This window comes from Azospira sp. MPR-E4 (genome assembly GCF_058809645.1).
Window position 1 is genome coordinate 1 of record NZ_JBXAST010000013.1, and the last position, 23,097, is coordinate 23,097.

At 62.3% G+C, this 23,097-nt stretch carries 23 protein-coding genes; 1 reads left to right on the top strand and 22 read right to left on the bottom strand.

Annotated elements, in window-relative coordinates; translation table 11 throughout:
- Positions 1-77 precede the first annotated feature (77 nt).
- From AC1RTA_RS06090 to AC1RTA_RS06130, 9 genes are all read right to left on the bottom strand, one after another.
- Positions 78-698, bottom strand: a complete 621-nt coding sequence (locus AC1RTA_RS06090; RefSeq protein WP_130459863.1) for a Maf family protein — start codon at positions 696-698, stop codon at positions 78-80.
- 15 nt (positions 699-713) lie between these two features.
- A complete protein-coding gene (gene rlmH, locus AC1RTA_RS06095; protein WP_014235566.1) occupies positions 714-1,196 on the bottom strand; it encodes a 23S rRNA (pseudouridine(1915)-N(3))-methyltransferase RlmH in 483 nt (160 codons plus the stop codon).
- Between the two features lie 8 nt (positions 1,197-1,204).
- Positions 1,205-1,576, bottom strand: coding sequence for a ribosome silencing factor (gene rsfS / locus AC1RTA_RS06100; protein ID WP_014235567.1), 372 nt, complete (start codon positions 1,574-1,576; stop codon positions 1,205-1,207).
- 7 nt (positions 1,577-1,583) lie between these two features.
- Entirely contained in the window at positions 1,584-2,258 is a 675-nt protein-coding gene (gene nadD / locus AC1RTA_RS06105; RefSeq protein WP_492784239.1) for a nicotinate-nucleotide adenylyltransferase, read from the bottom strand.
- Positions 2,242-3,072, bottom strand: a complete 831-nt coding sequence (locus AC1RTA_RS06110) for a BPSS1780 family membrane protein (RefSeq protein WP_014235569.1) — start codon at positions 3,070-3,072, stop codon at positions 2,242-2,244. Before AC1RTA_RS06110 ends, nadD begins: the two co-directional genes overlap by 17 nt.
- Positions 3,073-3,075: 3 nt before the next feature.
- Positions 3,076-3,834, bottom strand: a complete 759-nt coding sequence (locus tag AC1RTA_RS06115; protein ID WP_205229749.1) for a BPSS1780 family membrane protein — start codon at positions 3,832-3,834, stop codon at positions 3,076-3,078.
- 90 nt (positions 3,835-3,924) lie between these two features.
- Positions 3,925-4,866 carry a homoserine kinase gene (locus tag AC1RTA_RS06120; RefSeq protein ID WP_492784240.1) on the bottom strand — a complete coding sequence of 314 codons (942 nt, stop codon included), beginning with the start codon at positions 4,864-4,866 and terminating at the stop codon, positions 3,925-3,927.
- Between the two features lie 7 nt (positions 4,867-4,873).
- Positions 4,874-5,224, bottom strand: coding sequence for a DUF2782 domain-containing protein (locus tag AC1RTA_RS06125; RefSeq protein WP_492784241.1), 351 nt, complete (start codon positions 5,222-5,224; stop codon positions 4,874-4,876).
- A gap of 44 nt (positions 5,225-5,268) precedes the next feature.
- Positions 5,269-5,997, bottom strand: coding sequence for an LOG family protein (locus AC1RTA_RS06130; protein ID WP_014235573.1), 729 nt, complete (start codon positions 5,995-5,997; stop codon positions 5,269-5,271).
- Between the two features lie 27 nt (positions 5,998-6,024).
- Between AC1RTA_RS06130 and polA the strand changes: the two genes are divergently transcribed.
- Positions 6,025-8,757 (top strand): DNA polymerase I, encoded by a 2,733-nt coding sequence (gene polA / locus AC1RTA_RS06135; protein ID WP_492784242.1) that lies wholly within the window; start codon positions 6,025-6,027, stop codon positions 8,755-8,757.
- Positions 8,758-8,766: 9 nt separating this feature from the next.
- Here polA and AC1RTA_RS06140 read toward each other — a convergent pair whose 3' ends face one another.
- The 13 genes from AC1RTA_RS06140 to msbA all read right to left on the bottom strand — a co-directional run bounded on the left by AC1RTA_RS06140 (position 8,767) and on the right by msbA (position 23,077).
- Positions 8,767-9,741, bottom strand: coding sequence for a glycosyltransferase family 9 protein (locus AC1RTA_RS06140; protein ID WP_492784243.1), 975 nt, complete (start codon positions 9,739-9,741; stop codon positions 8,767-8,769).
- Positions 9,738-10,775, bottom strand: a complete 1,038-nt coding sequence (locus AC1RTA_RS06145; protein ID WP_492784244.1) for a glycosyltransferase — start codon at positions 10,773-10,775, stop codon at positions 9,738-9,740. Before AC1RTA_RS06145 ends, AC1RTA_RS06140 begins: the two co-directional genes overlap by 4 nt.
- A gap of 104 nt (positions 10,776-10,879) precedes the next feature.
- Positions 10,880-12,220 carry an O-antigen ligase family protein gene (locus tag AC1RTA_RS06150; protein WP_492784245.1) on the bottom strand — a complete coding sequence of 447 codons (1,341 nt, stop codon included), beginning with the start codon at positions 12,218-12,220 and terminating at the stop codon, positions 10,880-10,882.
- On the bottom strand, positions 12,217-13,188 hold the full coding sequence (locus AC1RTA_RS06155; protein WP_492784246.1) for a glycosyltransferase: 972 nt from the start codon (positions 13,186-13,188) through the stop codon (positions 12,217-12,219). Before AC1RTA_RS06155 ends, AC1RTA_RS06150 begins: the two co-directional genes overlap by 4 nt.
- Positions 13,181-14,149, bottom strand: a complete 969-nt coding sequence (locus AC1RTA_RS06160) for a glycosyltransferase family protein (RefSeq protein WP_492784247.1) — start codon at positions 14,147-14,149, stop codon at positions 13,181-13,183. The genes AC1RTA_RS06155 and AC1RTA_RS06160 overlap by 8 nt, the downstream gene beginning before the upstream one ends.
- Before the next feature lie 21 nt (positions 14,150-14,170).
- Entirely contained in the window at positions 14,171-14,890 is a 720-nt protein-coding gene (locus AC1RTA_RS06165; RefSeq protein WP_492784248.1) for an FkbM family methyltransferase, read from the bottom strand.
- Between the two features lie 25 nt (positions 14,891-14,915).
- Positions 14,916-15,479 (bottom strand): acyltransferase, encoded by a 564-nt coding sequence (locus AC1RTA_RS06170; RefSeq protein WP_492784249.1) that lies wholly within the window; start codon positions 15,477-15,479, stop codon positions 14,916-14,918.
- Positions 15,467-17,323 carry an asparagine synthase (glutamine-hydrolyzing) gene (asnB, locus tag AC1RTA_RS06175; RefSeq protein ID WP_492784250.1) on the bottom strand — a complete coding sequence of 619 codons (1,857 nt, stop codon included), beginning with the start codon at positions 17,321-17,323 and terminating at the stop codon, positions 15,467-15,469. Before asnB ends, AC1RTA_RS06170 begins: the two co-directional genes overlap by 13 nt.
- Positions 17,324-17,326: 3 nt before the next feature.
- On the bottom strand, positions 17,327-18,397 hold the full coding sequence (locus tag AC1RTA_RS06180) for a glycosyltransferase (RefSeq protein ID WP_492784251.1): 1,071 nt from the start codon (positions 18,395-18,397) through the stop codon (positions 17,327-17,329).
- Positions 18,394-19,464 (bottom strand): glycosyltransferase family 9 protein, encoded by a 1,071-nt coding sequence (locus tag AC1RTA_RS06185; RefSeq protein ID WP_492784252.1) that lies wholly within the window; start codon positions 19,462-19,464, stop codon positions 18,394-18,396. The genes AC1RTA_RS06180 and AC1RTA_RS06185 overlap by 4 nt, the downstream gene beginning before the upstream one ends.
- Entirely contained in the window at positions 19,464-20,192 is a 729-nt protein-coding gene (locus AC1RTA_RS06190) for a class I SAM-dependent methyltransferase (RefSeq protein WP_492784253.1), read from the bottom strand. The genes AC1RTA_RS06185 and AC1RTA_RS06190 overlap by 1 nt, the downstream gene beginning before the upstream one ends.
- 39 nt (positions 20,193-20,231) lie before the next feature.
- Positions 20,232-21,323, bottom strand: coding sequence for a glycosyltransferase family 4 protein (locus AC1RTA_RS06195; RefSeq protein WP_492784254.1), 1,092 nt, complete (start codon positions 21,321-21,323; stop codon positions 20,232-20,234).
- Positions 21,323-23,077 (bottom strand): lipid A export permease/ATP-binding protein MsbA, encoded by a 1,755-nt coding sequence (msbA, locus tag AC1RTA_RS06200; protein ID WP_492784255.1) that lies wholly within the window; start codon positions 23,075-23,077, stop codon positions 21,323-21,325. Before msbA ends, AC1RTA_RS06195 begins: the two co-directional genes overlap by 1 nt.
- Positions 23,078-23,097 lie beyond the last annotated feature (20 nt).

Here is a 23,097-nt window from a genome sequence, read left to right on the forward strand (position 1 = left end):
TCCATGGGGAGCCGGGGCGGGAGGAAAGAGGGGGGGATTATACCCGCCCCCTCCGCCGGCCCCGACCGGAAGCGACCTTACAGGGGATACCCGGCCATCTTCAGCAGGGCGCCGGTCTCGCACAGGGGCAGGCCCATGACCCCGGTGTAGCTGCCTTCCAGGCGTTCGACGAACATCCCGGCCTTGCCCTGGATGCCGTAGGCGCCGGCCTTGTCCATGGGTTCGCCGCTGGCGATGTACTTGCCGATCTCGGCTTCTTCAAGCTCGCGGAACTGGACGATGCTCTCCGACAGCACGGTCTCGATATGGCCGCTCCAGGCCAGGGAGACGGCGGTCAGCACCCGGTGCCGCTGGCCCGAGAGCAGCTCCAGCATACGCCGGGCGTCGGCCTCGTCCGTCGGCTTGCCGAGAATCTCGCCCCGGCATTCGACGGTGGTGTCCGCCGCCAGGATCGGCTGGGTCGCCTGGCGCCGCCACACCACCAGCTTGAGGCCGTGCTCGGCCTTGGCCCGGGCCACCCGTTTGACGTAGGCCACCGGGTCCTCGCCCGCCAGGGGCGTCTCATCCACGGCGCCGTCGGCCCGGGGCGGGTTGCGAAAGAGCAGGGTTTCGAACTGCACGCCCATGAGGGACAGCAGTTCCCGCCGCCGGGGGCTGCGGGAGGCAAGGTAGATGCGGGGGCCGAGGGGGATGGTCATGGCAGTGGGGGAAGGTCAGCCTTCCCGGTGGTAAGGATGGTTACGAATGACGCTGACGGCACGGTAGAGCTGTTCGCACAGGATCAGCCGGGCCATGGCGTGGGGCAGGGTGAGGCTGGACAGGCGCAGCATGGCGCCGCCATTTTGCTGGGCCTCGGCCTTCAGTTCCGGGTCGAGGCCGTCGGCGCCGCCGATGAGCAGGGCGATGTCGCGCCCCTCGCCCATCCAGCCTTCAAGGCGGGCCGCCAGTTTGACGGTGCTCAGATCCTCGCCCCGCTCGTCCAGGGCGACGATGCGACAGCCCCCGGGCAGGGCCGCCCGGATGCGGGCCTTCTCCGCACTCAGCAGCTGCTCCCGGGTTTTCGAGCCCCGGGGCTCGGGCTTGATCTCGACCACGCTCACCGCCATTTCCCGGGGCATGCGCTTGATGTACTCGGCGCAGCCCTCGGCCACCCAGTCCGGCATGCGGTGGCCCACGGCGATGATGCACAGTTTCATGGCTGCCTTCAGGCGGCGGAGGAGCCGCCCTGGCTGCCGGCCTGGCGCCGCACCGGGGCCTTGGCGCCCCACAGCTCTTCCAGGTTGTAGTAGTTGCGCACGGCCGGCTGCATGACATGGACCACGATGTCGCCCAGGTCCACCAGCACCCACTCGCCGGTCTGCTCGCCTTCAATGGAGAGCACCTCGCCGCCGGCTTCCCGCACCTTTTCCTGGACGTTGCGGGCAAGGGACTTGACCTGACGGTTGGAGTCGCCGCTGGCGACCACGACCCGGTCGAACAGGGAGGTGAGCTTGGTGGTGTCGATCACCTCGATATCCTTGCCCTTGATGTCCTCAAGGGCGTCCACGACGATTGCTTGCAGTTTTTGCAGTTCCATCAGGTGCCTAATTGCTGGGGGTTGAAAGATATAGTTGCTGCGCCTGAATATAAGCGATCACCGCTTCAGGCAGCAAATAACGGGGGCTGCGGCCGGCGGCCAGCAGCTGGCGGATCTGGGTGGCGGCGATGGCCAGGGGCGTCATGGGGAAGGTGGCGATGCCGCCGGCGGGGGCAGCCTGCAGCTCCCGGGGGCTGCAGCGGCGGACCTGGAATTCCCGGGCCAACTCGCCCGGCAGGGCCGCCGGATCGATGGAAAAGCCGGGCCGGTACACCACCGCCACGTGGGCCAGGGCCAGGATGTCCTGCCAGCGGTGCCAGGTGGGCAGGCCGGCGAAGGCGTCGGCGCCGGTGAGCAGCACCAGGGGCTGGGCCGGGCCGCACTCCCGGCGCAGGCGCTCCAGGGTGAGCACCGTGTAGCTGGGGTCGGCGCTGGCCACCTCGGCGCCGTCCACGACGAAGGCCGGATTGTCCTGCACCGCCAGGCGCACCATCTGCAGCCGCTGCTGGGGCGTGGCCCGGGGCTCGGCCCGATGGGGCGGCCGGCCGGCGGGAATCCAGCGCACCTGGGCCAGGTCGAGATTCTCCAGCGCCTCCTGGGCCAGGCGCAGATGGCCGTGGTGAATGGGGTCGAAGGTGCCGCCGAAGACGCCGATGGGGCGCTGCTCAGGCATGGTCGCCATCGCCGCCGCCCTCTTCCGGCCCTTCCTCGTCGCCCACCGTGGTGGCGAAGGCCGGCGCGCCTTCGACGAAGACTTCCCGGTAGCTGACGTAGAAGCTGGCCACCAGGCTCGGCGCCAGGATCAGGATCAGGGGCACCATGACGATGGCCGCCGCCATGCCGGGCCCCAGGATCATGCCCAGCAGGCCCATGGCCAGGGCCGGCACCAGGCCGCTCCACAGCAGGATGGAGAGGCTGTAGGTGAGGAACGGCCGCCAGTTGCGCAGGCAGGCGAAGAAGGAGAAGAAGAGGGCCTTGCCGGCGCCCTGCCGGTGCCAGGCGGCCAGCATGGGGGCGAACCAGAAGGCCATCACCAGGGGCACCACCAGCAGCAGGGCCAGCTGGGTGGCGAGGAGGAATTCAGGATTGTCCGCCGGCAGGTCGCCGTGGTCGCCGCCGATGAACATGAGGCGGAACAGGTCGCCCCCGTCCACCAGGGAGGCCAGGCCCAGGATCAGCAGGGTGCCGCACAGATAGAGTCCGCCCAGACCCACCAGCACCGGGGCCTGGGGGCGGATGCCGGTGCTCAGGGACTGGGGCGTGACGGCCAGGCCCCGGTCGAGCACGCGGCAGGCGTTCATCAGCACCAGGGACAGGGCCGGCATGGCCAGATAGGTGATGAGGCTGCCGATGAACGGCAGGCTGCCCACCAGGGCCAGCAGCATCCAGTAGGTCAGCAGGAGCAGGCTGAGGATGGCCGGATTGCGCCGGAACAGGGCGTAGCCGGCGCCCAGCCAGCGCCAGCCGCGGGCGGCGGGAAGGTTCAGTGCCTGCATGGATCAAGCGGTGGGGAAAATATCCCGGTAGGAGGCATAGAGGACGGCGAAGGACACCGGCAGCAGGATGAGGAAACCGAGGCCCATGGGCAGGGCGGCGACGAAGAAGAGCACACCCATGATGAGGCCGAGGACGGTGAAGGGCAGGATGTTCTTCAGGCAGGCGCTGAAGCTGGCCTTGAGGGCGGGCACCGGCTGCATGTGGTTGAAGTAGACCAGGGCCGGGGCGAACCAGAAGGCCATGAACAGGGGGACGGCCAGGGCCAGGCTGATCATCACCGCCAGCAGGACGCCGGCGATGGCCACGCCAAAGCCGCCGGTGGCGGCGCCGCCCACGAGGGAACCGCCGCCGATGAGCATGCCCACCGCCAGGATGCCGAACCAGCCCAGCATGTAGCACAGGCCCACCACCACCAGCCCGGTGGTTTCCCGGGAGAAGCCCGCGAAGAGGTCGTTCAGTTCCACCTTGCCGCCCTCCTCCTGGCGCCGCACCGCCTGCAGCACGCCGGCGGCCAGCAGGGGCAGCAGAAGGTGGGAGGCCAGGGCACCGGCCAGGGGCACCATGGCCACCGCCAGGGTCAGCACCAGGAAGACCAGGGCCAGCACCACCCAGGCGCCGGGGGCGCGGGTGAACAGGTCCCAGCCGAAACGCAGCCATTCGATGGCGGCACCGGCCGGCACCACCCGGCAGCTGCCGTCGAAGGGCGGCGGCGCCATGGGAAAGGTGGGCGTGGAATCCGGGGAGCTGGCGTCGGCAGACATGGTAAAAACCGTTGAAAAATCAGGAATGGCGCCATGCTAACGACACGGCGGGGGGTTGGCAATTGGCACCGCCGCGGCGGCGGCCGGAAATCAGTCGATCCAGGGGGCCGCCGGATGGCGGCGACGGGCCAGCAGGAGGTCCCGGAAATGCCGGGGATCCTTCACCAGCACCTGGCGGCCGGCCCGGGGCGCATGGAAGTCCTGCAGGCGCGACAGCCAGAAACGTAGCGCCGCCCGGCGCAGAAGCCGGGGCCAGGCCCGGGCCTCCGCCGCCTGCAGGGGGCGCCGCCGGTGGTAGGCCTGCAACAGGGCCCGGGTGCGGCCGGGTTCCAGGTTGCCGGCCCCATCCAGGCACCAGTCGTTGGCGGCCACCGCCAGGTCGAACAGCAGCTGGTCCCGGGCGGCGAAATAGAAATCCAGCAGGCCGGACAGGCGTTCCCCCTGGAACAGCACATTGTCGCGGAACAGGTCGGCATGGACGATGCCTTCGGGCAAGGCCTCGGCCGGCCCGGCCTGGTAGGCCAGTTCATCCTGCAGCAGGGCCCCATCCTCGTCGCTGAGCAGGGGCAGCACCTGGGCGGCGGCCTGACGGCGCCACGCCTCGCCCCGGGAGTTGTCCTGCACGCCATCGTAGGTGGCGGCGGCCAGATGCAGCCGGGCCAGGGCATCGCCCACGGCAGCGCAGTGGGCCGGGCCCGGCGCCTCCACTTCCTGCCCCGTCAGGCGGGACACCAGCACCGCCGGCTTGCCGGCCAGGGGGCGCAGGATAGCCCCGGCGCCATCGGCCACCGGTGCCGGACAGGGCAGCCCCTGGCGGGCCAGGTGGGCCATCAGGCCCAGGTAGAAATCAAGCTCCGCCGCCCCCAGGGTCTCGAACAGGGTGAGGACCCAGGTGCCGCGGTCGGTGGTGACGAAATAGTTGGTGTTCTGGACGCCGGCGGCGATCCCGGCGAAATCCGCCAGGGCGCCGACGTCGCAGCCGGAAAGCCAGTCCTGCAGCTGCTCCCGGGTGACGGGAGTGAAGACCGACACGGCCGGATCAGAAGGTGCCGATCACCCACATGGGGACGCGCACGCCGCTGTCCACCGGGTCCTTGCGGGAGAAGGTGCCGTCGCCCTGGTCGTCCACCAGGTAGTAGGGAACGCCGTGGCTGGGGGTGACCTTGAGCATGTAGAGCTTGCCGTTGACCCGGTATTCCTCCACGGTCTCGTTCTCCCGCTTCTTGATGGTCACCTGGGGTTCCATGGCGGCATCGAAGGGCACCATCTCGGGCGGCGGCGGCGGCACCGCCGGCAGGGGCTGCAGGTCGGTACGGCCGGCCTGGGCAAAAGCCGCGCCGGTACAGGCCAGCAGGGAGAGGGAAGCGGCAAGGAGGGAAAGACGACGCATGGGATGGCCTTTGCAAAATAGCCCGATTCGGATGCCCGATTTTATTACAAATTGAGCAGCATCTCCCGCTCGTCGGGCAGGGGGGCAAAGCCGCGGGTCTCGTAGTGCTTGAAAATGGCCTCGACGATCTGGTCCGGCTCGTCGATCACCTGGATCAGGTCCAGGTCGTCCGGCGATACCATGCCCTCGCCCACCAGGCGGTCCTTGAACCATTCCAGAAGGCCGCGCCAGAAGGGCTCGTGCACCAGGATCAGGGGGATCTTGCGGCTCTTGCCGGTCTGGATCAGGGTCAGGGCCTCCAGCACCTCGTCCAGGGTGCCGAAGCCCCCGGGCATGACCACGTAGGCGCTGGCGAACTTGACGAACATGAACTTGCGCGCAAAGAAGTGGCGGAAGGACTGGGAGATGTCTTGGTAGGGATTGGCCATCTGCTCGTGGGGCAGCTGGATGTTGAGACCGATGGAGGGGCTCTTGCCATGGTAGGCGCCCTTGTTGGCCGCTTCCATGATGCCGGGGCCGCCGCCGGAGATGACCGAGAAACCGGCATCGGAGAGCTTGCGGGCGATTTCTTCGGTCAGCTGGTAATAGGGCGACTCGGGCTTGATGCGGGCGCTGCCGAAGATGGAGACGGCCGGGCGGATGGCCGCCAGCCGTTCGGTGGCCTCCACGAACTCTGCCATAATGCCGAAAATCCGCCAGGATTCCCGGGCCGACATGGCGCTGGTGATGGTGTCGGGGTCCGCCAGGGGCGGGAGTTTGGTTCTTTCGCTCATTTTTTTTGTCTTCTGGATTTTGTTCTTATGCCGATGCTGCTGCTGGTGGACGGATCGTCCTACCTTTACCGCGCCTTCCACGCCCTGCCGGATCTGCGCAACAAGGCAGGAGAGCCTACTGGCGCCATTTACGGCGTGTTGAACATGCTACGCCGGCTGGAAAGCGACTACAAGGCAAAAGGCGTCACCTACAAGGCCGTGGTCTTCGACGCCAAGGGCAAGACCTTCCGCGACGACTGGTACCCGGAATACAAGGCCCAGCGCCCGCCCATGCCCACCGACCTGGTGGCCCAGATCGAACCCCTGCACGCCGCCATCAAGGCTTCCGGCTGGCCGCTGCTGATGGAGGAGGGTGTGGAGGCGGACGACGTCATCGGCACCCTGGCCCGCCAGGCCGAAGCCGCCGGTATGGACGTGGTCATTTCCACCGGCGACAAGGACCTGACCCAGCTGGTCAGCCCCCGGGTGCGCTGGGTCAACACCATGAGCAACGAGGTGCTGGACGAGGCCGGCGTCACCGCCAAGTTCGGCGTCGAGCCGGGCCGCATCGTGGACTACCTGGCTCTCATCGGCGACACGGTGGACAACGTCCCCGGCGTCGCCAAGGTGGGGCCCAAGACCGCTCTCAAGTGGCTGGAACAGTACGGCACCCTGGACAACATCATGGCCAACGCCGAGGCCATCGGCGGCGTGGTGGGCAACAACCTGCGCCAGGCCCTGGACTTCCTGCCCCTGGGCAAAAAGCTGGTGACCGTGGTGTGCGACCTGCCGCTGCCGGAAACCCCGGCCAGCCTGGCGCCCCGCCCCCTGGACAAAGCCGCCCTGGAAGAAATCTTCAGCCGCTACGAATTCAAGACCTGGCTGCGGGAACTGCAGGGCGAAGGCGCGACCGCCGGCGATGCCGAAGCCGCCGGCGACGCCACGACCGCCCCCGCCGCCCCGGCCGGCGCCCATCGCCAGCATTACGAAACCATCCTCACCTGGGAGGCCTTCGAGCGCTGGCTGGCCAAGATCCAGGCCGCCCCCCTGGTGGCCCTGGATACGGAAACCACCAGCCTGGACCCGCTCTCAGCCCGCATCGTCGGCATTTCCTTCGCCCTGACGCCGGGGGAGGCCGCCTACATCCCGGTGGCCCACAACTACCCGGGCGCCCCCGACCAGCTGCCCCGGGAGCAAGTCCTGGCGCGCCTCAAGCCCTGGCTGGAAGCCAGCAACCACGCCAAGCTCGGGCAGAACCTGAAATACGACCAGCACGTCTTCGCCAACCACGACATCGCCCTCAAGGGCATCGTGCACGACACCCTGCTGCAGTCCTACGTGCTGGAAAGCGACAAGGGCCACGACCTGGAACAGCTGGCCCGCCGCCACCTGGGTCTGGAGACCATTCCCTACACCGCCCTGTGCGGCAAGGGCGCCAACCAGATCGGCTTCGACCAGGTGGCCATCGACCAGGCCGCCGAATATTCGGCGGAGGATTCGGACCTGACCCTGCGGGTCCATCAAAACCTGTTCCCCGCCATCGCCGCCGATGCCAAGCTCAACTGCATCTACAGCGACATTGAAATGCCGGCCCGGGAAGTGCTGTTCGCCATGGAGCGCCACGGCGTGCTCATCGACAGCGGCCTGCTGCAGGCCCAGAGCAACGAGCTGGGGCGCAAGCTGGTGGAGCTGGAAGCCAAGGCCGTGGAGATCGCCGGCCAGCCCTTCAACCTCAATTCACCCAAGCAGCTGGCGGAGATCCTGTTCACCCAGCTGGGCCTGCCGGTGGTGAAGAAGACCCCGGGTGGCGCCCCCTCCACCGACGAGGAGGTGCTCTCCGAACTGGCCCTGGACTACCCCCTGCCCAAAGCCCTGCTCGAATACCGGGGCCTGGCCAAGCTGAAGAGCACCTACACCGACAAGCTGCCGCGCATGGTCAATCCCCATACCGGCCGGGTGCACACCAGCTTCTCCCAGGCCGTGGCCGTCACCGGCCGCCTGGCCTCCAGCGACCCCAATCTGCAGAACATCCCCGTACGCACCGCCGAAGGCCGCCGCATCCGCGCCGCCTTCATCGCCCCGCCGGGCTGCAAGATCGTTTCCGCCGACTATTCCCAGATCGAGCTGCGCATCATGGCCCACCTTTCGGGCGACCATGGCCTGCTCGACGCCTTCGCCAAGGGCGAGGACGTGCACCGGGCCACGGCAGCGGAAATCTTCGGCATCATGCCCCTGGAAGTCACCGCGGAGCAGCGGCGCTACGCCAAGACCATCAACTTCGGCCTCATCTACGGCATGAGCGCCTTCGGCCTGGCCCGCTCCCTGGAAATCGAGCGCAGCGCCGCCCAGACCTACATCGAACGCTACTTCGCCCGCTACCCCGGCGTCGCCCGCTACATGGAAGAGACCCGGGAACTGGCCAAGCGCCAGGGCTATGTGGAAACCGTCTTCGGCCGCCGCCTGTGGCTGCCGGACATCCGCGCCAGCCAGGCTGGCCGCCGCCAGGGCGCCGAGCGGGCCGCCATCAATGCGCCCATGCAGGGCACGGCGGCGGACATCGTCAAACTGGCCATGACCGCCACCGCCCGCTGGCTCGCCGACAGCGGCCTGCAGAGCAGCCTGGTGCTGCAGGTGCACGACGAACTGGTGCTGGAAGTGCCGGAAGGGGAACTGGCCCGGGTCCGGGCCGAGCTGCCGGCCATCATGGGCCAGGTGGCCAAACTGGCCGTGCCCCTGGTGGTGGATGTGGGCGTCGGCAATAACTGGGACGAGGCCCACTAAGGAGTGTTGCTAGGCCGTGGCGGATTGGCGCAAACGGTTAACGGCGGCAACGACCTGATCCACGGACAGATCGCGGACGTCCTGGCTGACCGGCTGCAGCACTTCATGGGGCACCGCCCACGGTCGCCATTGCTCCACCGACGAATTGCCAAACATTGCCAGCACCGGTTTTCCCAGGGCGGCAGCAATATGCATGGCGCCACCATCGGCACAGATCACCATATCCGCGGCGGCGAGGCCTGCCACCAACTCGGCAAGTGAATGGGTGACGATGGGATAAACCGGCTCTCCGGCTAGGGCTGCCAATACTCGTTCGGCCTTAGCATCATCGCCCGGGTGCATTGGATCGCTTTCGGCGCCGGGAGCCCAGAAAACCAGCACTTGCTCTGCCGCCCCCTGATGCAGGAGCTCCTGAATCAGGGCTATAAAATTATCCTCCGGCCAGCGCTGCCTGATTTTCCGGGCGGAAAGGTGGACGGCAATCCGATACCGGCAGTCATTGAGCGCCGGTATCTGGCACAGCAGGCGACGCTGCACCTGAGGGTCGGGCGCCAGATGCATGGCTCCAGGTACTGCGGTCATACCGACGTTCGACAACAGTCGCTGCGTAATCTCGACCTCATGGCCCCTGCCACGCTCCTGGCCATGCTCAACAATCTGTCGGGCTCCAATCCAGCGGGCGAACTTCCCCCCTCCCGGCGATGCGACGATGATGAGATCAAGGCGGCGGCGACGCAGCGCCCACAGTTGCTTCAATGTAGCCCACCACACCGAGAGCAAGGTTTCCCCAGGTTCCCGATGTTTGCCTTTACGGTAGATGAAGACCTGATCCACATCTGGGTTTCCCTCCAGAATAGGGCCGTTATAGGAATTAGCCAGCACCCCGATCCAGGCGTCCGGTTGTTGTTGGCGCAGGGAGTGCAACATCGGGGTGGTGCACAGCAAGTCACCGATATTGTCACGGCGAATGACCAGAATATTCATTGCGGCTGTCGCTGCTGAAGGCGGCAAGCCGCATCGGTCACGATACGGCCCACTCGCTCTTGCATGGCTGGAAAACTGAAACGCTGAAGATGGCTTGTCGCCGCCAGAGGATTGGGGAGTGCTTCCAGCAGCCGGAGACGGGTGAGCAGGCGGGAAAAATCCGCCCCCTGATCCAGACGGGGATCTTCAAACAGGAAACCGCTTTGAGCATCGACGATAGTTTCCGTAAAAGGCGCGGCACGGGGTGCCAGGACCGGCGTCCCGCAAGCCTGTGCCTCAATCACATTCAGACCGAGCGCCTCCTTTTCCGGCAAGCCGGTAAGCAGATAGTCGATCTGGCCGTAAATCGATGCCACGTCTTGCTGCTGACCCCAATAGCGCACTTGGGACCCCAAGGGCTTGAGCACCCGGCGCAGATCTCGCACAGAAGCGTATCCACCGCTCCCGAAGATTTCCAGGGATACGTCGGGGTATTCAGCCAATACGGGAACCAGGTGTTGGAACATCAAGGGGAACTGCTTGATCGGCGTCAGGCGGGAGACGATTCCCAGGGTCAGGCCCTTACGCCGCTGGTATTCAGGATGGGAACTAACAGACTCCCATAACGGCTCCAAAATCCCGAGCAAGCGGTCACGGAATTTTCTCCGGTCCCAGTCATAAACGCTGGCTTGGCGAATAGCTTTGCCATCGCTACGACGTTGCAAATGTGCCACACCGTAAAGCGGCTCACTCCACGCCGGCAATCCGGCTTCCTTAAGCCCCTGCAGCACCCAACCTGATACGGGATAAATCAGGTCATGCCCCTCATAGGCCCGTGGATTCCGCCCTTGGACCGGCATATGGGCGATGGCGGTCACAAGCCAGCCTTGCTGCTTTGCGGTATTGACTAGAGCTTGTGGCAAAGGCCCATGGCTCAATAGCCAGCCGGGACCGGGCGGCAGAATTTCGGCGAGCGCAGAAAAGTCCGCGGCAGAAATTGTATTCACATTTTTCGGCAGCCCCAGCCTCGACCAGAAATCAGCCTTGGGATTCACATATAGATCAGTCGGAATTCCGTGAGCGCTCAACGCCTGGCAAAGGAATGCGGTGAAAACCTCCCCGCCCCCGAAATGGGGCTGCAAATTCACCTGCAAATGTCTCACGGCTTTACCTCGGTTTGGCGATAGCTCATACAAACCAAAACGGCGGTAATCATTGCGTAGCTTTCAAGACGCCAACCGGAAAGATGCCCATCTACGGCAACACGAGCCAAATTACCTACGACAAAAAGCACCAGGGCATACCCAGCGGCCTCGCCATCCATAGCTGCACGCCAGCCATACCGAACCATGAGGAATGTCAGGGCTAGGTAGAGCATAAGACCGGGCCACCCCGTCGCCAAGGCAAGGTCCAACAGGCCGCTATGACTGCTTTGTATACCGGTATTAACCTGATAGCTGGCATTCACTGCTCGGCCAAATGCCTGATGCCCGTATCCAACCCCGAAGGGATAGCGATGCAGTTCCTGAACCGCTACCGTCGCCCAGGCCATGCGCATGTAGGCTGAATGATCGACGGGCTGACCGTTTGACATCTTCGGATACTCTTCTTGCCGGCTAGACAGCCAGAATCGATGGCCATCCACATCCTGGGCGATACTGACCGACTCAACGAATCGGGGCCAGCGCTCATCATGTAACAGAGCACCCAAACCCAGAAAAAGCCCCAGCACCATCACAACAATGGCCCTAAAGGAAATTGGGCGGGAGTTTACTCGCCAGTAAACTGCACATGCCAGTGCAATTTCCATTAAAACCACTACGCTCCCATTCCTTGTTGAAAGCAAATAGGTTCCAACCAAGGACAAGGAGAGCAATCCCCAGGACAACCAGACAGGCCAGGGCAGGAATCCATAGTTGAGTAGACGGCGCGCCAGAACCTCGGCGATCAATAGCGTGGCCAAGTAAGTCATCAACGTGCTGTGGAAATCACGCCCTCCAAATGGAGTTGCATCGCCAGGCATTGGACGTCCAACTCCCCAAACCTGTCGGTACACGAGATACCAGCAGAGGTGAAGCACCAAAACTGCCACCAAAAAAGTAAGCACCTGGTACTTGGAACTAACCACAACCCCGGGTACTTCACCCGTTTGTATTTCAGCCTTCCGCCAGACCATGACGCTAGTGGCTACCGCAAGCAGCATGACCAACCAATCCCCGCGGAACCCTTGCAGTGAGGCAGACGGGTCCAGGCCGAAGACAACTGATTCAAAGGGCATCCAAAGCGTCAAAAGCCCTAAAACGATACATATGCTTTGCCATCCCTGCCTACCTGTTGGCCAACAGCCCCGGCTGCGCAGCAAAAAGGCTAGACTAAAAACCAGACAGATCAGCAAAAGCAGGTTACGCAGTGCAATCGTGTGCGGAATTGGGTAGAGAAAAAAAACTCCGGCAAGCAACAACGGAGATATCCAAGGGAAAGACGGCAAACGTACGTTCACGCCAGGAAACTCCGCAGATAGTTGCCCAACACCCGACGCCGATGACGCAAGGTGGAACAGTGGCACCACAGCAAGCCTAGAAACCCATTTCCACGCAACTGCGACAACAACAGGCGACGCTCTCCCCGATCCGGCAATTGGTTGATTTTATGAAAAATGCTGAAAGCACCATCCACCAACTGCCAATCGAGAGCCCGCAGCAGTCGGCCGGAGGCCGAAGACTCTTCCGCCAACTTGGCGAGACCGCGCGCATTGAACTCACTGCTCCGAATGATATTGAGCAAGCGCAGACGCTTCTGTTCCGGGCTAAACGTGCGGACGGGAATTCGATAATGGTAAATACAGTGCGGCAACACGCGTATGCGGCGCGCCAATAGCAAAACGCGGGTAGTCCACAAGACATCCTCATGGATCAGGCGGGGAACAAAGGAGAAGCCATTGGCTTCAAGGAATTCTCGTCGATACACATGCAGCCACACCATGTGCAGTAAACGCCTCTTCTCCAAGCGCTCGATCAACCACTCAGAACCCGTCTGGACTCCCCGGTCCTGCATATCCGTATAGATCGGATAGTCGTCCTGGCGCCCCTCGAAGTGATAGTTCCCGTTGAGCACCACCAGATCGAGGTCATCTGCCTCGGCCGCAGCAAGCGCAGCACCATAGGCATCAGGGGCGAGAACATCATCTGAATCCACGAAAGCCAGGTACTTGCCCTTTGCTAACGCAAGCCCGGTATTGCGAGCAGCCGACAGTCCGCCATTTTCTTGGCGGACAACACGCATCTGCGGCAGACGTGCGGCATAACTAGCGAGGATCTCGGGGCAACTGTCAGTAGAACCGTCATCCACCACGACAATTTCGTCCGGCGGAGGATTCAGCCGAACCAGGCTATCGAGACAGGCGGGAAGATAGGGTGCTACGTTATATACGGGAATCACCAGAGATAGCACGGGCTGCGTATCAGTCATGAGCGTTGCTCCGGTCCCGGTGCCAAGCTTGCAGTACGGCTAGCAAACTATCTCCACGGTTCTGATAGGTGTGATGGCTTACAACATGCCGGTAACAGCGCTCCGCCAAGTCCCGCGCCTGGTCAAAATGTGCCAGCCAATACTCAATCTGGCCGACGCAATCATCAATGTCGCTGAATTCAGCCCAATCATAGCCGGGAGTAAAATCATCGTGCGCGTGGGTACGTGCGTCGCACAGCAAGAAGCCGCCACTGGCGGGGATGCCGTAGCAGCGCTCCGGCAAACCAGAAGCCACCTTGGCCCCATATTCACAGCGGGCTCCGTAATTCAGGTTGATCCTGGAGCGCTGAATAAGGTCAATCTGCTCCGCGGCACTCATCCCTTCGGCTTCCCGGAAATTATAGGTAATGCCGCGCTGTTTCAACTTGGCGCCCAGCGCCGAGAAGAACTCCTGGCGAGCCATATCCTCCTTATAGCGGGAACCGTTCATGCCACCAAAAAAAGACACATCCCACTGATAAATATCTGGGCAGCGCAACCTTGCCAAGTCTTCTTCTGGGTTGGGCAGAGAATAGGTGTCCAAATCCGCCGCATTGGGCAAATAAGTCAGCACTGGCGCAAAAGTTCGTTGAGTATCGATTGTCGTGTGAGTTGCATACACATCGAAAAGCTGCAAGCGATCCAATAGGTCGAGGCGCCAGCGTTTACGGTTCAAATAGTGGGGAGCATCCCTATTCCAGGCCACCAAAGGCACCCCAGCGGCCGACAAGCGACGTTTCAGCTGCCACACCTGCCAAAGATGGCGCGGAGAACGCAAGGGATCGTAAAACCAGATGAAACAGGCCAACGTCCGATTGAGATCGGCGCGAGACGGCTGCCAGTCCCCCCAAACCGCCTCTAATCCCCTCTTCTCAAGAGCATTACAGAGCGGCCGATAAAACCCGGTATGGTTGATCAGCAAACGGTTTCGAGACATTTGCAATCAGGGGCGATACAGATAGAAAACGTTCTTCCTGATTAAGGAAAAATCCAGGGCGAACCCTTGAGCAAAAATCTGGCGGAACATATCTGACAGTTGTGCATCCGTCAGCACCCCTGGGTGGGTCTCAACGCAAATTTTACGGACCTTGGACAAGTCGACCGTGGCAAAGAACTCTATTTCGCCACCCTCAATATCCACAATCAGGAACGTTGGAGAGATCGCAGCAATTTCAGTATTTAAATCAGCCTGACGCACTTCTATGGCTTTGGCATTGGAAGATCCACCTACCGCCGAGGATGCCCAGAACTCGTCTTCCACGTAAAAGGTTCTCACCCCCTCGCCTTTGGCCAACAGGACATTGCGGACAGTTGGGCTAACACCGTTTGCTTCATGAGTTGTTCTGATTACGGGCATCAGGGATGGATTTGCCTCGTAGGCAAAAACCCGCTCACTGCCGATACGTTGCGCGCACAGTGCTGACAAAAAGCCGATACCAGCACCGACCTCCATAACCACATCATGACTTTCCAGGCGTCGGGAGACGATTTCCACTTCCTTCGCTTCGTAGTCCGAGAAGAAAATCTGTTTGCGAATTCCCTCTGAAATTCCAGGCTGCTTTGTCGGCAACAGCACACCATGATTGTCCACAAAAGTGGGAATTCTATTCAGTGCCCAGAGCACCTTGCGAAAGCGCCGCAAACCTCTACCAATTTTTTTCATCGACTGCTTACTGCCTTCCCTGTTTTCAATTTCTGGACTTAATGCGCTTTGCCGGCACACCTGCGACCACCTGGCTGGGGGCGACATCCCGGTTAACAACCGCACCTGCGGCAACTACAGCACCATCACCGATAGTGACGCCGGCAAGGACTACGGCGTTAGCACCAATCCAGACGTCCCGGCCAATAGAAATAGGTTTGCCCAAACTAGGCTGGTCGCGAATCAATTCATCCGCCGCATATTGATGGGTATAGGAAATTATCCTCACCCCGGGGCCAATCAGCGTGTCATCACCAATGGAAACGCCACCGGTCCCGTTCACGATGGAAAAGTTATTGATTTCCACCCGAGCCCCCAATGTGACACCGCCATTGTCTGCCTGGATATATGCAAATCGGTTGACCGTCACGCCATCGCCCATGGTCACTAGGCCAGCGCGGGAAGCATCCACCGAGGCCGAATCGTGAATCTTGCATTTTTGCCCCAGGCGAATATTCCCAAAGCCCTTGATATAGGCCCCGGCGGAAACCCGGGATCTATTAAGGCGGCGCTGGCGCCAGGCAAACCAAATCGTTCTCAGGACGCGCACAAGTTATCTCCCATTTGCAGCAGATTCTGCCGCAACCAGAGCAACAAAACCACTACGGCATATGCAAGACGCCTGGAGGCGCGCTTCTCCAACGCCTCGCGCCACAAGCGACGAACGCCGTCTGCATCCAGCCAGGGGGCCAGTACAGCGACATCTGCAATGGCGGCTTCACATACCTGGCGCCACTCCTTACGGAACAAGGACTCCAGGGGAACTGAAAAGCCATGCTTTTTCCGATTCCATACATTTTCAGGCAGGCTACGCCGTGCCAGTTCGGTCAGCAGGGATTTTCCGCCGCCAGCAAAATGAACCTCTGCAGGCAGATCAAGAACGGCATCTAGAACTGGCTGCCCCAGCATGGGCACCCGTACCTCGAGGCTGTGAGCCATGCTAGCCCGATCCGTTTTGACCAAACAGTTTTCGGAAAGGTAAGTCCACAAATCTGCGCGCATCAGGCTGGCGCTATCCATATACCCGCCAAACTCCAGAATCAGCTGACGCCATCGCTCCAAAGTATGTACTGGCTTAGCCGCATCGAGAACATCTGGTCGCAAAAGAGCAGCCAAGGATTTCCGACCGCACCATGGACCGACCTCCACCCGGCGATAGAAGAGTAGCTCCTGACCCCATAGGCTCCGTCTCAACAACGAGGCAGGTAAGACACGGCCATCTACCAGACGTCGCAGCCATGGCTGCCAGCCCTGCCGGGGATACCGATCTTCCGTATCGAGGAAGCGGGGGTAGCCTCCAAATAATTCGTCGCCTCCATCACCGCTGATGGCCACCGTAACGTGCTGACGGGTCAGTCGAGACAGCGCATGGGTCATAACATAGGCAGGATCGGCCAAAGGCTGGTCCAGGTCACCAATGGCGCGCAGCAGGCCATCGCCATCCGTAGTGGGAGAATCCAGGACGTGGTGGTCGCAGCCGAAATGCTGAGCAACCTCCCGCGCGTAATCACTCTCGTCGAAGTGGCGCTCAGTAAAGCGCAGGCTGAATGTCTTCAGGGGCGAAGCGCCCGCTTCTGCCATGTAGCGCACCATCAGACTGGAGTCGATGCCGCCCGACAGAAAGGCCCCCAAAGGCACATCGGCGACCAACTGCCGCCTGACACTCTCCCGCAGGGCTTGATCCACACGGGCCAGCAGCGTCTCGCGATCGTCAGAGGAGGCCGTGGCATTGGGAATGGACCACCAGCGGCGCACTTCCAGATGCCGGTCGCCCCGCCGATAACGTAGCAGGCAGGCAGGGGGAAGCTGCTTCACATCCTGCAGAAATGTCTGAGGAGCCAGCGGGGTCTGGAATGCCAGATAGTCACGCAGTGCCTGCGGATCGAGCTGACGCGGAAAATCCGGCAGGGCCAGAAAAGCCGCCAAGGTGGAGGCAAAGACCAGGGTATCCCCCACCACGCCATACATGAACGGTTTGATTCCCAAGCGATCCCGGGCGGCAAAACACTCGCCGGAGGCCCGGTCCCAGACGGCAAAGGCAAACATGCCGTCCAGCCGGGGCAACAGGGACTCGCCCCAGGCCGCATAGCCATGCAGCACCGTTTCGGTATCGGAGCGGGTGCGGAATACGTACCCCAGCCCCTCCAACTCTTGCCGCAATTGCTGGAAGTTGTAAATTTCCCCGTTAAAGACCAGTAGGTAACGCCCATCCGGTGACTGCATCGGCTGATGGCCTCCGGCGGGATCAATTACCGCCAGCCGCGTATGTGCGAATACAGCATCGCCACTCTCTGCTTGGCTCTGCTCATCCGGCCCTCGAGAGCGCAGTGCCACCAATGCAAGGGAGATGGAAGAACGCCAACGGTCGCCAACTATCCCGAAGATTCCGCACATAGTTTAGTTCTCTCCCGCCAGAGCTTCATAAGCCTCCAGGACTCGATCTTCACGATAGAGATCTAGATGACTCACGGACAGACTGGGCGGGTTGCGCAAGAAGTGGGTCATGGTGGTAGCCAATGCCAGGGGGTCACCACAAGGCACGAGTGCCTCGGGACAACAATCTCCAAGAATTTCACGGGGCCCGGATGGGCAATCAGTAGATACCACCGGTGTTCCACACAGAAGTGCTTCAATCAGCACATTCGGTAAGCCTTCATGATCCGAACACAAAACCAGTAAGCGGGCCTTTTTGATCCAGGGGTAGGGATTGGGCTGGAAGCCGGCAATTTTTACACGGCCCGCAAGCCCTCTGGCATCAATCATGGACTGCAAACGAGGATCCTCGTCCACCAGGAGCACCAAGAGCAACTCCGAATCCATCTGCAGCCATGCATCCAGCAAAACATCATGGCGCTTCTGCTGAGAATAACGGCCGACATGAATGACATAGGGCCGTTCCGGCAATCCATCGGCGGGCTGATCAGCCGCAGCCAGGATAGCCCCTGTATCAAAAGGATTGGGAATCGTCGCAATACGATTATGCGCAACACCAAAGTGCTGTTCCATATCCTCGGCCACACCGTGGGACACCGCAATCAGAGGGCGCCGGGAGTACAGATCGCGGTAGCGGGCCGAACGACGCGTAGCCTTGGACGAATTCTCTTCAGCCAACCTCTCAATTTCCCTGGACAGGGTATTGGCAATGCGACAGTAGTGCTTTGGCAGACCGGCCAGCGCCACCACTTCATCGGCAAACGGCAGGGTGGAAACCACCAGATCGAACGGCCCCAACTCCGACGCCTGACGGGCGAGTCGTCGAGCCATTAGCCGCTTCCCCAGCCAGCCCCGATGCAGACGACGCCCCAAAACGAGCAGACGAAGTTCCTCCGGCACAGCGTAACTACGCCGGTCCTCCAACAACATCAGACAGACTTGGTGACCTCGCCCCAGCAAGCCGGAGGAAAGTTTGAGGAGCGCCTTCTCCGCCCCTCCCCCCGCAAGGTTGGTGACCACGAACAGGAATTTCACCGGGCACCTTGCTCAGGAAATTGTGGGGCCAGGGCCTTTTCGACCAGGACAAAGACCTGATCCACCGATATCTCCCCCATATGGGATGTTTCGCAACAACGATCTGTCCCCAGGGCGGGATGATTCAGCAAATAGGCACACGGGTGCTCCAGGGGGCCCGTCAGGTGGGAAGAGGAAAGGCAGTGATACATGGCCACCATGGGCTTATCGAAAGCACTCATGATATGAGTGGGGCCGGTGTCGATGCCGACGTAGAGGTCGATTTGGCTCATCAAGCCAGCCGTCTGCCGCAATGTCAGGTGGCCGGCAAAGAGAGCGGCGCGGCTGCCTAGAGCGGCGGCCAGCCAGTGAGTTCTCTCCTTTTCTTCGGGACCACCGAAAATCAGGAAACGCCCTTCCGGCCAACGAGCGGAGATACGATCACAAAGGTCCCTGAAATGTTCGATCGGCCAATCCCGGTAGGCCTTGGTTGGAAAGCTGGCAACCTGCAGGCCTATCAGCGGTCGATGCTGGGAAAGAGATACGGCAGCCAAACGCTGACGAGCCTCCAGCACTTCCTCTGCCGTCAAGGAAAAGCCGAGGCGAAGCCCCGCAGAGGCGACCCCTACGGCCTCAGGCAGGCGTAGCAGCTGGAGTACCGCATGTTCGCTCTGAAAGGGCGGCAGTGGCACGGCCGGCGTCAGTTTGGCATCCAGAGCAGGATCGCCTTGGGCAAATGCCACCACTCGGCGGGAGACCCGCTGGGCATATGCGACCAGGGGACGATCAAAACCGGTAACGAAAGCCAGGTCGTACGGTTTTCCCCCCAGGCGTCCTTTCAGTAGGGCGCGTCCTTTGGTGATACTGCCAACACGGGTGACGCCGGGCAGATTCTGAAATACCTCAGCCCGTTTGGGGTGTCCCAGGACCGTGATCTTGGCCTGGGGATAGGCCCGGGCGACGGCGCGAATAGCCGGCGTGGCAAACAGGGAATCGCCTATCCGCGAAACAATGATGAAGAGAATCGAGCGAGGCGCGGCCTCGGTTACGGAAGGCTTGTATTCTGATGTCACAACAACCGGCCTCATCAGAAAGGAGCTTTATCCAGGCTGGAAAATTCGAACAGGTAGTCGGAGAAAGAGTATTCCACCGGCCGCAGACCAAGGCGCCAGGACAGTTTCTTCAAAGCCAGGCGGAAACCACCCATAGGCTTCAGCAAATGGTAAGCCTTGAATTCAAGCCCTTCACGGCGAGCCAGTTCGAGCGCCATGGTTGGAGTGAACCAAGCCATGTGGTCCAGATTAACCACCATCACCCCTTGGCGGAAAAACTGCCGGATGAATTTTCTGCTGAAGGGATTTGGCGTAGCTACAAACAACTGTCCACCTGGCGCCAAATGCCGGGCACCAAAACGCAGCAAGGCGGAAGGATTATCCACATGCTCAATCACGTCGCCGATAAATACGACATCAAAGCGTTCCCCCAAATCCTCTGCCGAGGTGGCGTCAGCACAACGGACGTTAAAGCCCCGATCCTGCAATTCCTTGACCAGGGGTTCGAGGATGTCCAATCCCAGGCAGTAAGCCGCTGCCTTGGCAATCGGACCATGGCGCCAGCCCGGATCATCAAAATAGCGCGCGCTATGGGATACGACACCAATGTCCAGCACCCGCTTCCCGGATGCTGCCCGTTGGACAAAGCCGGTCAAGTCCGTATCGGTATGCACCTGCCGCAACCGGGGCAGCAAAGCGCGAACTGCAGCCTTGGCCTTGCTGTTGTTGGGATCATCGGAAATCTTAGTCCAGTCGTTGGTCATGGCGGCAGTGGGTTGAAAAGTGACGAAAAGCAACCGGCATTAGGCCAGCGCCTGGTTGAAAACAAGTTCCATACGATCAAGCATGGCATCAATGGAAAAGCGGGAAATAGCCTCGGCATGGGCAGCGCTGCCGAGACGGGAGGCCATCTGCGGATTGTTTAGAATTTCGTTGATCGCCCTGCTCAGCGCCATGGCGTCCTTGGGTGGAACAATTAGCGCCGACCGGCCATCCTGAACGGCTTCCTGAATGGCCCCAACAGGTGTCGTTACAATCGGTAGGCCACAGAACATGGCCTGAAGAATCGCCTGAGGTACGCCTTCATTGGCATAGGACGGCAGACAGAACACGTCCATAGCTTGCAGCCACCGCTCCGGGTCCGTGCGTTGACCAGTCAGCAGTACCCGATCGCCCAAGTTCAATTCAGCTATGCGCACTTCCAGATTTTCTCGCATGGGACCATCCCCCACCACTACCAGACGCACTTCCGACTGGGGTAGGGCGGCCAGTGCATCCAGTAGATACAGATGTCCTTTCCAACTGCGCAGGGTAGCGACGATGCCAACAATTGGCACAGAGGGATCCAACCCCAGGGCGGCTTTAGCCGCAACCCTGTCCGCCGCGGGGGTGAAGCGCTTGCCGTCGATACCGGTGGGAACGGAGGTAACCCGAGCCGGATTCAAACCCAGGCTATCGATCAACGCTAGGCGTAGCGACTCGCCGGTGGTTGCCACATGGGCACTGGCATGACCATACAGCCAACGGTTGGCGCGGGATCCAGGCACAGGCACCGACACATGCCGGGTACGGACCAGGGCGGGAGCACGGCGCCCCAGACTGGCGCAGGCCAAGGCCGTCAGCCAGGTATCGGTGGAGCTATGGGTATTGATGACATCCACCTGATTTTCAGCCAGCCAGCGCCGCATGGCGAAGAAACCGGGAAGGCGCTTGCGGCCGATGGGCAACGCCTGGACCGGCACTCCGAAACGGGAGGCCTCGGCATAGATGCGAGACTCCGGCGGACACAGCACGGTTAGCTCATGCCCGCGCCCCATCATGCCGCGCGCTTCTTCAAGGATACGGATTTCCTGGCCGCCCCAGCCGCAGGAGGCTTCGGTGTGCACGATCTTCATCACGCCACCTCCGCGAACTGGAGGCGATAAAGACTGGCGTAGGCCCCTTCCCGGGCCAGTAGCTCGGCGTGGGTGCCCTGCTCGACGATGGCGCCCTGGGCCAGGACGACGATCTTGTCGGCGCTTTCGATGGTGGACAGGCGGTGGGCGATGACCAGGGTGGTGCGGTTCTGCATGAGGGTTTCCAGGGCGGCCTGCACCGCCCGTTCCGATTCGTTGTCCAGGGCCGAGGTGGCCTCGTCGAGGATGAGCACCGGGGCGTCCTTGAGCAGGGCCCTGGCGATGGCCAGGCGCTGCCGCTGGCCGCCGGAGAGGCGGTTGCCGTTTTCGCCGATGACCGTGTCGAAGCCTTCCGGCAGGGCCCGGATGAAATCCAGGGCGTGGGCCGCTTCCGCCGCCGCCTCGATCTGCTCCCGGCTGGCGTCGGCAGTGGCACCGTAGGCGATGTTGGCCGCCACCGTGTCGTTGAACAGCAGCACGTCCTGGCTGACGTAGGCGATGTTGCGGCGCAGGCTCTCCAGGCTCAGTTCCTGCAGGTCGTGGCCGTCCAGGCGCAGGCAGCCGCTGTCCGGGTTGTAGAAGCGGGGCACCAGGGCCGCCAGTGTGGACTTGCCGCCGCCGGACTGGCCCACCAGGGCCACGGTCTGGCCGGGAGCGATGTCCAGGGAGACGCCGGCCAGGGCATCCCGCTCGGCACCGGGGTAGCGGAAGGTGACCTGCTCCAGGGCGATGCGGCCTTCGGCCCGGCCCAGGCGGGTCTGGCCCGGATCGGCCTCGGGCGCCTCGTCGAGCAGCTGGAAAACGCTCTCGGCAGACGCCAGGCCGCGCTGCAGGGGGGCGCTGACGTCGGCCAGGCGGCGCAGGGGCGCCAGCAGCATGAGCAGGGCGGTGATGAAGGAGACGAAGCTGCCGACAGAGGTGCTGCCGGAGGCGGACTGGGTCAGGGCCACATAGACGACGATGGCCAGGGCGATGGACGCGAAGATGTGGGTGATGGGGCTGGTGGCGGAGGAGGCCACGGCCTGGCGCATGCCCTGGCGCCGCACCTCGTTGTTGATCTGGCCGAAGCGACCGGCCTCCTGGGCCTCGCCGCCGAAGACCTTGATCACCCGGGCGCAGTGGGAGGTTTCCTGCAGGGCTTCCACCATGCGCGCCACGGCCTCCTGGGAGCCGCGGCTGGCGCGGCGCATGCGCCAGGAGAAGGTGCGCATGGACCAGGCGATGGCGGGAATGAGGGCGAAGCAGACCAGGGTCAGCTGCCAGTTGAGCCACAGCAGCCAGCCGAGCAGGCCCACCACCGAGAGGCCGTCGCGCAGGATGGTCACCACCACGTTGGTGGCGGCCACGGCGACGCCGTTCACGTCGTAGGCAATCTTGGTCAGGGGCACGCTGGAGCCGTGCTTCTGGAAATAGGCGATGGGCAGGCGCACCAGGCGCTGGTACATCTCGTCCCGGATGTCGGTCACCACCCGGTTGGAGACCCAGGAGAAGCCGTAGGAGGAGAAGTAGCTGAAGATGCTGCGCAGGATGAAGACGCCGACGATGCCCAGGGGAATCCAGATGGGATTGCCGAAGCTGCCCGACTTGATGAAGCCCTCGTCCAGCAAAGGCTTCATCAGGGCCGGGAAGAGGGGCTCGGTGGCCGCCAGGATGGCGGTGGCCCCCAGGGACAGCGCCACCGCCTTCCAGTACGGGCGCACATACCCGAGGAGGCGGAAATAGAGGGCGCGGGTGTTGAGGTCTTGACGGCTCATAGGGGCGAAGCGGAGGAAAC

Bases quoted from the DNA above. Each gene is read 5' to 3' on its own strand.
- AC1RTA_RS06130 (WP_014235573.1), bottom strand. From the start codon at position 5,997: ATGAGCGAAAGAACCAAACTCCCGCCCCTGGCGGACCCCGACACCATC.
- msbA (WP_492784255.1), bottom strand. From the start codon at position 23,077: ATGAGCCGTCAAGACCTCAACACCCGCGCCCTCTATTTCCGCCTCCTC.
- AC1RTA_RS06090 (WP_130459863.1), bottom strand. From the start codon at position 698: ATGACCATCCCCCTCGGCCCCCGCATCTACCTTGCCTCCCGCAGCCCC.
- AC1RTA_RS06190 (WP_492784253.1), bottom strand. From the start codon at position 20,192: ATGACCAACGACTGGACTAAGATTTCCGATGATCCCAACAACAGCAAG.
- asnB (WP_492784250.1), bottom strand. From the start codon at position 17,323: ATGTGCGGAATCTTCGGGATAGTTGGCGACCGTTGGCGTTCTTCCATC.
- AC1RTA_RS06185 (WP_492784252.1), bottom strand. From the start codon at position 19,464: ATGAGGCCGGTTGTTGTGACATCAGAATACAAGCCTTCCGTAACCGAG.
- AC1RTA_RS06155 (WP_492784246.1), bottom strand. From the start codon at position 13,188: ATGACTGATACGCAGCCCGTGCTATCTCTGGTGATTCCCGTATATAAC.
- AC1RTA_RS06165 (WP_492784248.1), bottom strand. From the start codon at position 14,890: ATGAAAAAAATTGGTAGAGGTTTGCGGCGCTTTCGCAAGGTGCTCTGG.
- rlmH (WP_014235566.1), bottom strand. From the start codon at position 1,196: ATGAAACTGTGCATCATCGCCGTGGGCCACCGCATGCCGGACTGGGTG.
- AC1RTA_RS06115 (WP_205229749.1), bottom strand. From the start codon at position 3,834: ATGTCTGCCGACGCCAGCTCCCCGGATTCCACGCCCACCTTTCCCATG.
- nadD (WP_492784239.1), bottom strand. From the start codon at position 2,258: ATGGCGACCATGCCTGAGCAGCGCCCCATCGGCGTCTTCGGCGGCACC.
- AC1RTA_RS06195 (WP_492784254.1), bottom strand. From the start codon at position 21,323: ATGAAGATCGTGCACACCGAAGCCTCCTGCGGCTGGGGCGGCCAGGAA.
- AC1RTA_RS06140 (WP_492784243.1), bottom strand. From the start codon at position 9,741: ATGAATATTCTGGTCATTCGCCGTGACAATATCGGTGACTTGCTGTGC.
- AC1RTA_RS06125 (WP_492784241.1), bottom strand. From the start codon at position 5,224: ATGCGTCGTCTTTCCCTCCTTGCCGCTTCCCTCTCCCTGCTGGCCTGT.
- polA (WP_492784242.1), top strand. From the start codon at position 6,025: ATGCCGATGCTGCTGCTGGTGGACGGATCGTCCTACCTTTACCGCGCC.
- rsfS (WP_014235567.1), bottom strand. From the start codon at position 1,576: ATGGAACTGCAAAAACTGCAAGCAATCGTCGTGGACGCCCTTGAGGAC.
- AC1RTA_RS06110 (WP_014235569.1), bottom strand. From the start codon at position 3,072: ATGCAGGCACTGAACCTTCCCGCCGCCCGCGGCTGGCGCTGGCTGGGC.